Origin of the sequence: Micromonospora sp. H33, assembly GCF_052068455.1 — a bacterium.
Taxonomy (GTDB): Bacteria; Actinomycetota; Actinomycetes; order Mycobacteriales; family Micromonosporaceae; genus Micromonospora.
Map to the genome: position 1 here is coordinate 198158 of NZ_JBQHDE010000001.1, position 13069 is coordinate 211226.

12 protein-coding genes are annotated in these 13069 nt (G+C 74.1%); 5 read left to right on the forward strand and 7 right to left on the reverse strand.

What is annotated here, in order from left to right:
• Positions 1-55 precede the first annotated feature (55 nt).
• Positions 56-1966, forward strand: a complete 1911-nt coding sequence (locus ACTMS0_RS00915; protein WP_441153973.1) for an ABC transporter ATP-binding protein — start codon at positions 56-58, stop codon at positions 1964-1966.
• A 74-nt stretch (positions 1967-2040) separates the two neighbouring features.
• Here the strand turns inward: ACTMS0_RS00915 and thrS are convergent, their stop codons facing one another.
• Positions 2041-3324 (reverse strand): threonine--tRNA ligase, encoded by a 1284-nt coding sequence (gene thrS / locus ACTMS0_RS00920; protein ID WP_441153142.1) that lies wholly within the window; start codon positions 3322-3324, stop codon positions 2041-2043.
• Positions 3325-3799: 475 nt separating this feature from the next.
• On the opposite strand from thrS, the gene ACTMS0_RS00925 reads away from it, so the two are divergent.
• Together ACTMS0_RS00925 and ACTMS0_RS00930 are read left to right on the forward strand one after the other, a co-directional pair.
• Positions 3800-4438, forward strand: coding sequence for a DedA family protein (locus tag ACTMS0_RS00925; RefSeq protein WP_441153143.1), 639 nt, complete (start codon positions 3800-3802; stop codon positions 4436-4438).
• Positions 4439-4606: 168 nt separating this feature from the next.
• On the forward strand, positions 4607-5224 hold the full coding sequence (locus tag ACTMS0_RS00930) for a DUF998 domain-containing protein (protein WP_441153144.1): 618 nt from the start codon (positions 4607-4609) through the stop codon (positions 5222-5224).
• Here the strand turns inward: ACTMS0_RS00930 and ACTMS0_RS00935 are convergent.
• Entirely contained in the window at positions 5181-6584 is a 1404-nt protein-coding gene (locus ACTMS0_RS00935; RefSeq protein WP_441153145.1) for an NAD(P)H-quinone dehydrogenase, read from the reverse strand. The two genes, ACTMS0_RS00930 and ACTMS0_RS00935, sit on opposite strands and share 44 nt — an antisense overlap.
• Before the next feature lie 106 nt (positions 6585-6690).
• On the opposite strand from ACTMS0_RS00935, the gene ACTMS0_RS00940 reads away from it, so the two are divergent.
• A complete protein-coding gene (locus tag ACTMS0_RS00940; RefSeq protein WP_441153146.1) occupies positions 6691-7146 on the forward strand; it encodes a gamma-glutamylcyclotransferase in 456 nt (151 codons plus the stop codon).
• Positions 7147-7240: 94 nt separating this feature from the next.
• Here the strand turns inward: ACTMS0_RS00940 and ACTMS0_RS00945 are convergent, their stop codons facing one another.
• The 4 genes from ACTMS0_RS00945 to ACTMS0_RS00960 form a co-directional block, all read right to left on the reverse strand.
• Complete coding sequence (locus tag ACTMS0_RS00945) at positions 7241-8203, reverse strand: GNAT family N-acetyltransferase (protein ID WP_441153147.1); 963 nt, start codon at positions 8201-8203, stop codon at positions 7241-7243.
• 68 nt (positions 8204-8271) lie between these two features.
• A complete protein-coding gene (locus ACTMS0_RS00950; protein ID WP_441153148.1) occupies positions 8272-9012 on the reverse strand; it encodes an SCO6745 family protein in 741 nt (246 codons plus the stop codon).
• Between the two features lie 37 nt (positions 9013-9049).
• Positions 9050-9988 carry a hypothetical protein gene (locus tag ACTMS0_RS00955; protein WP_441153149.1) on the reverse strand — a complete coding sequence of 313 codons (939 nt, stop codon included), beginning with the start codon at positions 9986-9988 and terminating at the stop codon, positions 9050-9052.
• Positions 9989-9994: 6 nt separating this feature from the next.
• A complete protein-coding gene (locus ACTMS0_RS00960) occupies positions 9995-10624 on the reverse strand; it encodes an MBL fold metallo-hydrolase (protein ID WP_441153150.1) in 630 nt (209 codons plus the stop codon).
• A gap of 153 nt (positions 10625-10777) precedes the next feature.
• Between ACTMS0_RS00960 and ACTMS0_RS00965 the strand changes: the two genes are divergently transcribed.
• A complete protein-coding gene (locus ACTMS0_RS00965) occupies positions 10778-11791 on the forward strand; it encodes a DUF4349 domain-containing protein (protein ID WP_441153151.1) in 1014 nt (337 codons plus the stop codon).
• Here the strand turns inward: ACTMS0_RS00965 and ACTMS0_RS00970 are convergent.
• Positions 11748-13007, reverse strand: coding sequence for an amidohydrolase (locus ACTMS0_RS00970; RefSeq protein ID WP_441153152.1), 1260 nt, complete (start codon positions 13005-13007; stop codon positions 11748-11750). The two genes, ACTMS0_RS00965 and ACTMS0_RS00970, sit on opposite strands and share 44 nt — an antisense overlap.
• Between the last annotated feature and the right edge of the window lie 62 nt (positions 13008-13069).

Below are 13069 nucleotides of genomic sequence, written 5' to 3' on the forward strand. Positions count from 1 at the left end.
CAAGCGGCTGCCGCCCGGCGGCCAGCGCGGCGGTCCGCCGTGGATGGGGGCCGGGATGCCGGCCGAGCGGTCGATGAGCTTCGGGCCGTCGGCCCGGCGGCTGCTCGGGCGGTTGCGCCCGCACCGCCCCCAGCTGGTCGGGGTGGTCGGGCTGGCGGTGCTCGCCGTCGGGCTCGGCGTGGTCGGGCCGAAGGTGCTCGGGCACGCCACCGACCTGATCTTCGCCGGGGTGCTGGGCCGGCAACTGCCGGCCGGCACGACGACCGAGCAGGCCGCGGCGGCTGCCCGGGCGGCGGGTGACGACAGCTTCGCGGACCTGATCACCCGGATGGGCGTGGTGCCCGGTGCGGGGATCGACACGTCCGCACTGGCCCGGGTGCTGCTGCTGGCCCTCGGCCTCTACGTCGCGGCGGCCGCGTTGACCTGGTGGCAGGGGTGGCTGCTCACCGGGGTGGTGCAGCGGACCGTCCACCGGCTCCGCGAGGACGTGGAGGCCAAGCTCAACCGGCTGCCGCTGCCCTACTTCGACCGACAGCCCCGGGGAGAGCTGCTCAGCCGGGTCACCAACGACATCGACAACATCTCCCTCAGCCTCCAGCAGACCCTGAGCCAGCTGCTCACCTCACTGCTCACCGTCGTCGGTGTGCTCGCCATGATGTTCTGGATCTCGCCGCTGCTGGCCCTGGTCGCGCTGGTCGCGGTGCCGCTGTCGGTCATGGTCACCCAGCGGATCGCGAAGCGGTCGCAACGTCAGTTCATCGCCCAGTGGGCGCACACCGGCGAGCTGAACGGGCAGGTCGAGGAGGCGTTCACCGGCCACGAGCTGGTGAAGGTCTTCGGCCGGCAGCGCGAGGTGCAGGCCGCCTTCGCCGCGAAGAACGAGGAGCTGTTCCAGGCCAGCTTCGGCGCCCAGTTCATCTCCGGGATCATCATGCCGGCGATGATGTTCATCGGGAACCTCAGCTACGTGGCGATCGCCGTCGTCGGCGGTCTCCGGGTGGCGTCGGGCGCGATGACGCTGGGCGACGTGCAGGCGTTCATCCAGTACTCCCGCCAGTTCACCCAGCCGCTCACCCAGGTCGCGTCGATGGCGAACCTGCTCCAGTCCGGGGTGGCCTCCGCCGAGCGGGTGTTCGCGGTGCTCGACGCCGAGGAGCAGAGCCCGGACCCGGCCGCGCCGGCCCGGGTGGCCGACCCGCGCGGGCGGGTCGAGTTCCGCCACGTCTCCTTCCGGTACGCCCCGGAGAAGCCGCTGATCGAGGACCTGTCGCTGGTCGCCGAGCCCGGCCAGACCGTGGCCATCGTGGGGCCCACCGGGGCCGGCAAGACCACCCTGGTCAACCTGATCATGCGCTTCTACGAACTGGACGCGGGGCGGATCACCCTCGACGGCGTGGACATCACCCGGCTGAGCCGCGACGACCTGCGCGGCCGCGTCGGCATGGTGCTCCAGGACACCTGGCTGTTCGGTGGCACGATCCGCGACAACATCGCGTACGGGCGGCCGGACGCCACGGAGGAGGAGATCCTGACGGCGGCGCGGGCGACGTTCGTCGACCGCTTCGTCCGCAGCCTCCCCGACGGCTACGACACGGTCATCGACGAGGAGGGGAGCAACGTCAGCGCCGGCGAGAAGCAGCTCGTCACCATCGCCCGCGCGTTCCTCGCCGAGCCGTCCCTGCTGATCCTCGACGAGGCGACCAGCTCGGTGGACACGAGGACCGAGGTGCTGCTCCAGCGGGCGATGGCGGCGCTGCGGTCGGACCGCACGAGCTTCGTCATCGCGCACCGGCTGTCCACGATCCGCGACGCCGACCTGATCCTGATGATGGAGGACGGCCGCATCGTCGAGCAGGGCACCCACGACGAGCTGCTCGCCGCGGACGGGGCGTACGCGCGCCTCTACCGGTCCCAGTTCAGCGCCGCCCCGACCCCCGCCCCGTCGATTCAGCGGGTGTCGTCATGAATGGAGATCCACTGACGACACTTCCCGGATCGACGCGGTCGGGGGTGCGGGAGGGCCGTCGTGCGGCGGCGCGGTCAGGCGGAGGGGACAGCCGGCGGAAGGAGAGCGTGGGTGCGGGCGGCGACCACCCGTCCGACCAGCGCGAGGGCGTCGGCGGCGGGCATCGGGTCCAGGTTCCGGCCGTCGCGCAGGCGCAGCGAGACCCGTCGGTCGGCCGCCTCGCGCGGGCCGATCACCGCGGCGTACGGGACGCGGGCGCGGGCGGCGTCCCGGATCCGGGCGCCCAGCGAGCCGGCACGGTCCACCTCGACGCGCAGCCCGGCGGCGAGCGCGTCGGCGGCGAGGTGGTCGGCCGCCGCGTCCTGCCCGGCGTCGACCGGCAGGACGACCAGCTGCACCGGGGCGTACCAGGGCGGGAAGGCACCCTGATGCACCTCGATCAGGTACGCGAACAGCCGCTCCATGCTCCCGACCAGACTGCGATGCACCATCACCGGCCGGCGGCGCGCCCCACCCGAGTCGGTGTACGACAGGTCGAAGCGCTCCGGCTTGTCGAAATCGAGCTGGACGGTGGAGATGGTCGACTCCCGGCCGGCCGCGTCGACCACCTGGATGTCGATCTTCGGGCCGTAGAAGGCGGCCTCCCCCGGGCCCTCCGCGTACTCCACCCCGTCGAGCGCGGCACGCAGCAGGTCCTCGGCCCGCGCCCACTGGGCGTCGTCGCCGACGTACTTCTCCCCCGGCCCCCGCAGCGACAGCCGGAAGCCCGCCGGCCGGACGCCGAGCGCGGCGTGCGCCTCGCGGATCAACCGCAGGATCTCCGCCACCTCCTCGCCGACCTGCTCCAGCGCGCAGAAGTTGTGCGCGTCGTTCAGCGAGATGGCGCGTACCCGGGCCAGCCCGCCGAGCACACCGGAGCGCTCGGCCCGATACATGCCCCCCAACTCGGCGATCCGCAGCGGCAGGTCCCGCCAGGAGCGGCCCCGCGCCCGGTACACCAGCGCGTGGTGCGGGCAGAGTGCCGGCCGCAGCACGAACTCGTCGTCGGCGGACAGCCGCATCGGCGGGAACATGTCGTCGGCGAAGTGGCCGAGGTGCCCGGAGAGCTCGAAGAGTTCCCGCTTGCCCAGCGGCGGGGTGACGACGTGCCGGTAACCGGCCCGGCGTTCGAGGTCGCGGACGTACTCCTCGACGGCGTGCCGGGCGGCGGCGCCGGCCGGCAGCCAGAGCGGCAGCCCGGCGCCGGCCAGCGGGTCGGAGACGAAGAGGCCCAGCTCACGGCCGAGCCTGCGGTGGTCGATCATGTCGCGCTCCTGGTTCGGGTACGACCCGGAGGCGACCGGTGCCCGGAACGCCACGAGGCCCCGGGGCGGATCGCCCCGGGGCCTCGTCGACGGATGTGTCAGTGCGGCACGCCGGGGTCTCCCGGCGTCGTGGTGAGCACCGCACGATTCATGCGGCAAGGGTACGTGGACCCGTGGCGGGGCGGCACGTGCTTTTCCGACGCGGTCGGGGTGGGCGCGGGCGGCGGTGGGAGAGGGGCGGGCCGCCGGCACGGGACCTGCCGGCGGCCCGCGGCGGCCTGCTCGTCGAGAACGGGGGACCCGACGGGGCCGCGCGCCGACAACGGTACGCCGACGGACGCCGATCCCGCGACCGCCCGGGGTCTCCGGATTTCCCGCGCGGACCGTCACCGCCGCATCCGTCGGGTCGTTGTACCCCTATGGGCCCGTCGTGTCGGCGATCACGACCGAGGAGGCCCGTTCCCCGTGACGCCGGACGTTCCGTCAGGCTCACCGACATCCGATCGGCCCGTCCGGCGAGGTGGCAGCCGTGCCCGAACTGACTGAGGTCGCGTCGCCGACCCTGGCGTACGTCGCACTGCTCGGCCTGCTGATCGCCGACGCCTTCGTCCCGGTGATCCCGACCCAGGCCATCATGATCACGTCCGGCGCGCTGACCGTCTACGGCGGCCTGAGCCTGCCCGTCACCATCGCGGTCGGGGCGGCCGGTGTCTTCGCCGGCGACCTGGCCTGCTACCTGCTCGGCCGGGGCACGCCGGCCTCCCGGCTCGCCGCCACCCTGCGGGCGGGCCGCGTGGGGCGCCGGTCGCGGCAGCCGGGAGCGACCCGTCGGGTCGCCGGCCGGGTCGCCCGCGGGTTGGGTCGACCGGGACCACTCGTGATCATGGTGTGCCGGTTCGTACCCGGCGGCCGGATGGCGGCCTGCTTCTCCGCGGGCCGCCGCCGCTATCCGTACCGGCTGTTCCTGCTGTACGAGTCGCTGGCCGCCCTGGGCTGGGCGTCGTACGGGGCACTGGTCGGGCACCTGGGCGGCACCGCCCTGACCGGGTCGGCCTGGCGCCTGGCGATCATCGCCGGGGCGGCGGCGGTGGGATTCGCGGCGGCAGGCTGGGCGATGACCCTCCTGACCGCCCGCACCGCCCGCGCCGCCGACCTCCCCACCGACTGACTCCGGGACCACCTCTCTTCGCAGATCCTGGAAGGAACCGGCCCCTGGAGGGGCCAGATCCTCCAAGATCTCGCCGCGCTTCCGCGTCCGCCCTAGGGGCTGACCCCGGGATCGATGTCGGTGGGTGGCCCGGATCCGTTTCGGGCGGATCCGGCGGCAGGCTGAGGCATGGCTGCAAGCCGGAACAGTGGACTGCTCGCGCTCGGCGGGATCGCCCTCGCGGCGCTGCTCGCCGTGGTCGGCCACCTCGGCGTGGACGGCCTCGACCCCTGGTCGCTGACGGTCAGCGACTACGCCGTCTCGGATCGGGGCGGCGCCATCGACTCCGCCATGGTCGTCCTCGCCGTGGCCACGGCCGTCCTGCTCCCCGCCCTCCGCCGGCTGCGGCGGGCCCGGGCGGTGGAGGTGCTCCTGGCCGCCTGGATCGGCGGTCTGCTGCTGGCCGCGGTCGTGCCGACGAACGAGCCGGGCCTGCCGATGGACGCCGCCGCGTACGTGCACCGGTACGCCTCGGTCGCGGCGTTCCTGGCGCTGCCGGTCGGCGGCTGGCTCCTCGCCGACCGGCTGCCCGCCGGCACCGCCCGCTGGGTACGCCGGTTCGCCGTCGTCAGCCTCCTGCTCGCCGCCGCGATGGTCTGGTCGGCCTACCCCGGCGACCGGGTGCTGCTCGGCCTGGTGGAACGCCTGCTGATCCTCGCCGAGGTCGCCCTCCTGGGCACCGTCGCCGCCACCCTGACGACGGTCACTCCAGCTCGTGGAGCATCAGCTGGCGGGCCGCTTCGGTGACCGAGCCGGAGAGGCTCGGGTAGATCGTGATGGTCTGGGCCAGCTCGTTGACCGTCAGGTTGTTCTCCACGGCGATCGTGATCGGCAGGATCAGCTCGCTCGCCTTCGGTGCCACCACCACGCCGCCGATCACCTGGCCGCTGGCCGGGCGGCAGAAGAGCTTGACGAAGCCGTCGGAGACCTCGTCCATCTTCGCCCGGGCGTTACCGGCGAGCGGCAGCATCACCTGGCGGGCGGGGACCTTGCCGGCGTCGACCTCGTCCTGCGAGACGCCGACGGTGGCCAGCTCCGGGTCGGTGAAGGCGTTCGCCGCGACGGTCCGCAGGCGAAGCGGCCGGACCGCCTCGCCGAGCGCGTGCCACATCGCGATGCGGCCCTGCATGGCGGCGACGCTGGCCAGGGGCAGCACCCCGGTGCAGTCGCCGGCGGCGTAGATGCCCGGCACGTTGGTGCGGGAGACCCGGTCGACCGTGACGTACCCGCCGCGGGCCAGCTCGACGCCGTACTCGGCCAGCCCCAGGTCCGCCGTGTTGGGGATCGAGCCGACCGCGATCAGCGCGTGCGAGCCGTACACCTTGCGGCCGTCGGAGAGCTCGACCTCGACGCCGTCCCCGGTACGGCGGACCGCGTCGGCGCGGGAGTTGTTGAGGATGCTCATGCCCCGGCTGCGGAACACCCGCTCGATGGCCATCGCCGCGTCGGCGTCCTCGTGCGGCATCACCCGGTCGCGGCTGGAGACCAGGGTGACCTCGACGCCCATCGCCAGGTACGCGCTGGCGAACTCCGCGCCGGTGACGCCGGAGCCGACCACGATCAGGTGTCGGGGCAGCTCGGTGAGGTCGTACACCTGCCGCCAGGTCAGGATGCGCTCGCCGTCGGGCACGGCGGTGGGGAGCTGGCGCGGGGTGGCGCCGGTGGCGACCAGGACGGTGGAGGCGTCGATCGAGTACGCCGCCGCCCCGTCGCCCGGTGTGACGATCACCCGGTGGGTGTGACCGAGCGTGTCCTCGCCGAGCCGGGCGCTGCCGGCCACGAAGGTCACGCCGGCCTTCACCAGCTTGGCGTGGATGTCGGCGGACTGGGCGAGCGCGAGCCGCTTGACCCGCCCGTTGACGGCCGGCGCGTCGACGGTGACCGCCTCGAGCCCGTCGGAGTGCACCCCGAACTCCTCGGTGTCCCGGTACCCGGTCACCACCTGTGAGCTGGCGATGAAGGTCTTCGAGGGAACGCAGTCGGACAGCACGCACGCGCCGCCGGCGCCCTCGGCCTCCACGACGGTGACGTCGGCGTCCAACTGGGCGGCGACCAGGGCCGCCTCGTAGCCGGCCGGCCCCCCGCCGATGATCACGATCCGGCTCACAGCGCTCGCCCCTCGTCCATGCTCACAGTGACTTTCTTCTCCCGAACGTGTCCGACACGCACCGTCGTATTCTCCCCCACCGGTCGGCCCGGCTATCGTCATCGCCGTGCGTCACTACGCCGCCTACGGCTCAAACCTCGACCCTGCCCGGATGCGCGCCTACTGTCCGCATTCGCCGATGGTCGGCACCGGCTGGCTCGAGGGCTGGCGGCTCACCTTCGCGGGCGAGGGCGTGATCGGCTGGGAGGGGGCGGTCAGCACGGTCGTCGAGTCCCCCGGCGACCGGGTGTTCGTGGCGCTCTACGACATCCATCCGTACGACGCGGCGCAGCTCGACGAGATCGAGGGCGTCACCGCCGGCACGTACCGGAAGCTGCACGTACGGGTCTCGACCCTGGACGGCGACGTCACGGCGTGGATCTACGTCTTCGACGGGTACGAGGGCGGCCTCCCGACCTCGTGGTACGTGTCGGAGATCGCGAACGCCGCCGAGAAGGCGGGCGCGCCGGACGACTACGTCACGGAACTGCGGTCCCGCCCCACCGGCACCGCGTCCGCCTAGAGGCTGTCGCAGTCCGCCTAGAGGCTGTCGCACGGCCTCCAGTCTGCTCCCGGCCGCGTCGCCACCACGAGCCGGGCCCGGCGGAGGTCGTCAATCACACACCCGTGGCCGGCACGACCAGCTCGTACATGTCGGTCCAGCGCACCTCGCGCAGCCCCACCGACTGGTAGAGGGTGACCGGGACCGTCGGGTTGGTGAGGTCGACGCCCAGCCCGGCCGACCCGCGTCCCTTCGCGGCGTAGACCGAGAAGGCCCGCCACAGCAGCGCCGCGCCGACCCCGCGCCGCCGGTACGCGGGCAGCACCGACAGGCTCCGGACCCACCCCTCGTTCTGCTCCAACCCCTGGTCGGAGGATTGCAGCGCCCCGGCCGGCACCCCGTCGACCTCGGCGACGAACCATTCGTCCCAGCTGGTGCCGTACACGCGGAGCTGCTCGCGCCACCGGTCGAAGCCGACCGGCTCGTAGTCCGGGGTGTCGCGGAAGGCGATGTCGAAGATCCGGTAGAACTCCCGCAGGTCGGTCTCGTCGTCGCCGCGCAGCGGGCGGACGGTGACGCCGGGCGGGGGCGGCGGCTCGGCGGGCAGGTCGGCCAGGCTCCGGCGCATCCCCACGTACCGCTTGGCGAGGGTGAAGCCGGCCTCGGCGACCTCCGCGGCCCACCGGGTCTCCGGAGCGAAGACCGACACGCGGGCGGTCAGCGCCGGCACGCCGCGCTCGGCGGCCCGCTCGCCGACGCGGTCGAGCATCCGGGCCAGGAGCGGGGCGCGCAGGTCGTCCCCCTGCTCCGGGTCGACGTAAACCTCCACGAACTCCCGGCCCACGCCGGTGGGGTTGTCCACGGTCGCCCAGGCGACGAGCGTCCCCTCCGGATCGCTGACCACCCAGGAGTCCCGCGCCGGGTCGGTGAAGGGCGCGGTGAGGGCGGCCTTGACGTCCTCGGCGTCGAAGTCGGGGTAGCCGACCGCGAAGATGTCGGCGGCGTGGACGACGGCGAGGATCGCGGGGACGTCGTCGAGGGTGGGTCGGCGGGCGGTCCAACCGGCGGGGAGGGTCACGGCGCCGATCCTGGCAGGCCGCCGACTGCGGCGCCGCCGAATTTTTCGGGACGGCACAGGTCGGCTGGTCAGGGGCGGCGCCGATGGGCGCGGAAGGCGGCCAGGAGGTCCACCAGTTCGGCGCCGTCGGCCGGGCCGAGCGCGGCGAACGCCGGCGCGGTCAACCGGTCGGTCACCGCCTCCGCCCACAGCCGCCGCCGGACCAGCGGTCCCACCGGGGGGTACGGGGGCGGCCAGCCGCACGCCACGGCACCGGCCTCGCCCTCCGGCCCGGCCAGCACCGCCTCCAGCGGGGTCATGCCGGCGGCACGCACCGCGAGCAGGTGCGCCCCGGTGAAGTGCTCCCGCAGCAGGCGCAGGCTCACCGCCACCCGGGCTCCCGCCGCCCGCTCCGGCACCGGCATCGCCCGCCACGCGGCGAACAGCGGCATCCCGGCGGCGTCCGCGGCGTCGACCGCCCGGCCGAGCAGCACGGCGAGCCGCCCGGCACCGGGCACGGAGTCGAGGTTCTCGTCGCCCCACCGGCAGCACTCGGCCAGCGTCGCGGTGGCCACCTGCATCGGCCGGACGGTCCGCAGGGCGGCGTCCCAGCCGTCGGCGACCGCCTCCGGTGCGATGAATCCGAGGGCGGCGGACACTGTCTCCGCGCGTACGTCACCGAGCGCGCCGGCCCGCCCGGCGATGTAGAACGCCCAACCCGAGATGCCGAGCAGCCGGGCCTGGCGCAGGGTGACCGGGCAGCGGGTGAACGCGTCCCCGAGCTCCAGCACCGCCGGCTTGCACCCAACCGCCACCTGCTCCGGCGTCACGCCCCCGCCCCCCGCACGACCGGTCCGTCCACAGGGGTCAGTCTGCCGTGCCGCCGCCGGCGCCGGCATCCTCCTCCTCGGCGTCGAGTGCCTCCACCGCCGCCTCGACCTCGCCGGTGCGGCGGCGGGCTGCGGTCAGCGTCCGCTCGGCCGCCCGCCGGGCCAGCTTGGCACGGCTCAGGTCCTGCTCGACGACGGCACGCCTCCGTTCCAGCTCGGCCAGTTCCGCTTCGATCGCGTCGAGGGCGGTCGCGCCGTCGCGCTCGGCCTCCGTCGCGCCGGTCAGCTCCGCCTCGGCCCGCTCCTGGTCGGTACGCGCCTTCGCCAGCTCCTTCTCCAACGCGCGACGGCGGCGCGCCCGCTCGGCCCGGGCGGCCCGTTCCGCCTGCTCGGCGCGGAGCGTCGACCGGTCCGCCCCCCGGGGCCGGGGCGGTGGCTCGGCGATCTCCTCGTCGCCGCCCCCGGTGACCAGCCGCAGCTGCGGCCGGGGCACCTCACCGAAACCGGCGTAGGTGGCGGCCCGCAGCAGGCGGCCGGAGCGCACCTGCTCGGCGACCTCGGTGTCGGAGAGCGCGGCGTTGAGGGTCGCCTCCACCTCGCCCAGCGGGAGCTTCGCGGCCGACGGGGCGCCCTCGACACCCGCCGCCAGCTTGCGTACCTCGCCGACCAGCGCACCGACGACGGCCCGGCGCTGGGCCGACAGCTCGCGGAGCTTCGCCCCTCGCAGCTCGCGTTGGGCGGACCGCAGCGACTCGGCGAGCTGGCCCAGGTCGGCCACCAGCTCCGGCCGCTCCAGCGCGAGGAGGTTGACCAGCCAGGCGGCCACCGTGGGACGGCGCAGCCGGGCGATCTCCCGGGCGGTCCGCGCGTCGCCGGCACGGCGGGCCTCGGCGACCGCCGCGTCCCGGGCGGCCACGAACCGGTCGGGGGGCGTGCGGTAGAGCTGTCGCACCAGCTCCCGGGGCGGATCCGGCATCGCCGCTCAGGCGTCGACCCGGGTGCCCGGTTCGAGCCGCCGGTAGTCCACGTCGGAGAGTCGGGTGAAGTTGTTGTTCAACACGGTCAACCCGTTGTCGTTGAGCAGCCCGTCGTGCAGCGCGTACGCCCGGCGCGGCGCCACCGCGCGGAGGAAGTCCAGCGATTCGGAGAACTTGGTCCACGGGGCGTGGATCGGCAGGAAGAGCGTGTCCACCTGGACGTCGTCGGGGACGACGAGGGAGTCGCCCGGGTGGTAGACCCGGTCGTCGATCAGGTACGCCAGGTTGTCGATGACCGGGATGTCGGGGTGGATCACGGCGTGCCGCCCGCCGTAGGCGCGGACCGGTACGCCCGCGGCGGTGAACCGCCGGCCCACCTCGACCGGGGAGAGCACGTCGGCCAGACCGTCCAGTGTGGCGGCCAGCGAGGTGGGGCCGTACAGGGCGAACGGGCGGCGGTCGTGCTGCTCGACGAGGGCCGCCACGTCGACGTGGTCGGGATGCTCGTGGGTGATCAGTACGGCGTCCGCCCCGTCCAGCGCGGCCCGCTCGCTGAAGACCCCCGGGTCGACGACCAGGACTCCGCCGTCGTGCTCGACGCGTACGCAGGAGTGGCCGTACTTGGTCAGCCGCATTCGTGACTCCTCGATTATCGAATCGTGACGTCCTCAGCGCAGTCTGCCGGAACGGACGCGACACCGCGTCCCGTCTGACCGATCGCCCCGGTCTCGGGGCCACAGACAGGCACGGGCCGGCCCGGAGGCCGGCCACGGACGATCGGAGCGGGGATGGGCGGAATCGGACCACGCCGGCGGGGCATGGTGCTCGCGGCGGCGTTGGTGGCGGTGCTCGCCGCCGCCGGCTGCGGCGGTGGGAGCGGTGGGAGCGACACGGCGGCGGAGCAGCCGGCCGCCGGCGCGGAGGGCGGCGCGGACCGGGCCGGGCCGGCGGGGGCCGCGGACGCGCAGGCCGGCGCCGGGCAGCCCGGGAAGGCGGAGGGCGGCGCTCCGACGGACCTGCGGGTCGACCAGCGCGCCATCATCTACACCGGCTCGATGCGGGTGCAGGTGCAGGACGTGGACCGGGCGGCCCGGGACGCGATCGCCCTGACCACGACGGCCGGTGGTTTCGTCGGCGGCGACCAGCGGCGCAGCGCCGACGGGGACGCCACCGCAGAGCTGACGCTGCGGGTGCCGGCCGGGAAGTTCACCACGGTGGTGGACGAGATCGCCAAGCTGGGCACGCGGCAACGCCAGGAGATCAGCACCGAGGACGTGACCGAGGAGACGGTCGACCTGGACGCCCGGATCACCACCCAGCGGGCCCGGGTGGAGAACGGCCGGCGGCTGCTCGCCCGGGCCACCTCGATCACGGACCTGGTGTCGCTGGAGAACGAGCTGGCCCGCCGCGAGGCCGACCTCGCCTCGCTGGAGGCGAAGAAGCGCCGGCTCGCCGACCTCACCGCGCTCTCCACGATCACGGTGTCGCTGGTCGGGCCGGAGGCCCGCCCGGTCGAGGAGGAGGAGCAGGTGGGCTTCCTGGCCGGGCTCGACGCCGGTTGGAAGGTCTTCCTGGCCTCGCTGACCGTGCTGCTGACCGTACTCGGGGCGCTGCTTCCGTGGCTGGTGACGGTGGGCGTACCGGTGGCGCTGCTGGTGTGGCTGCTGCGCCGCCGGCCGCGGCCGGCGCTGGTCGCCGCGACGCCGGCCACCGCGGCCCCGGCCGCCGTGACTCCGGCGGCCGGCAACCCGGCCGGTGTCAGCTCGCAACCGCCAGTGCCCGGAGCGCGGTCTGCACCATGACCCGGACGCCGGCCGGGATGGCCCGCTCGTCCACGTCGAAGGACGCGCGGTGCAGGTCGACATTCGGGCCGGAGCGGCCGACGCCGAGGCGGGCGAGGGCGCCGGGGACGTACTCCAGGTACCAGGAGAAGTCCTCGCCGCCCATGCTCTGCGGGGTCTCGGCGATGCCCTCCGGCCCGAGCGCCGCCGCGGTGGCGGCGGTGAGGATCTGGATGGCCCGGGAGTCGTTGCTGACCGGGGGCCGACCGCGCAGGTACTCCAGGTCCACCGTCGCCCCGGTCGGAGCGATCACGTCCCGCACGACCTGACCGACGACCTTCGGGGCCAGCTCCCAGGTGTCCCGGTCCATCACCCGCAGCGTGCCGGCCGCGCAGGCCTCCGACGGGATGACGTTGTACCGGGTGCCGGCCGAGGCGTGGCCGAACACCAGCAGCAGTCCGCTGTTGGCCGGCACCCGGCGGGCGACCAGAGCCGGGACCTCGGTGACGAGCCGGCCCAGCGCGTCCACCAGGTCCACGGTGAGGTGCGGTCGGGCGGTGTGCCCGCCCGGGCCGGTGAGGCGGACGGTCACGTTGTCGGCGGCCGCGGTGATCGGCCCGACGCGCAGGCCGACCTTGCCCACCGGCAGATTCGGGTCGCAGTGCAGCGCGAAGATCTGCGCCACGTCGTCGAGACCACCGGCCTCGATGACCTCGAGCGAGCCGCAGGGCAGGATCTCCTCGGCCGGCTGGAAGATCAGGCGCACCCGGCCGGGCAGCTCCCCGAGGTCGGCGAGCTGAGCGAGGAGCATGCCCACACCGAGCAGGATCGTGGTGTGCACGTCGTGGCCGCAGGCGTGGCAGACCCCGTCGACCGTGGACCGGTACGGCACGTCCTTGGGGTCGGTCAGCGGCAGCGCGTCGATGTCGGCGCGGAGCGCGATCACCGGGCCGTCGGGGCGGCCGTCGATGTCGCAGATGACGCCGTTGCCCTTCGGCAGCAGCCGCGGGCGCAGCCCGGCGAGGGACAGCTCGCGGGCGATCAGGGCGGCGGTCTCGAACTCCTCGCCGGAGAGCTCCGGGTGCGAGTGGATGTGACGGCGGGTGGCGATCAACCCGGGTACCCGGAGGGCGAGCAGGTGGTCCAACTCGAAGGGCAGGGGCTGGGACCCGGTCGGCGCCTCAATCCAGGACGACGCCAGCTGGCTGCCGGTCGGCAGCGTCAACGCACTCGTCACGTCGAATTCTCGATCACTAGAAATGGATGGATCTTCGGGAACAGCAGACAGCCTAGACCTCC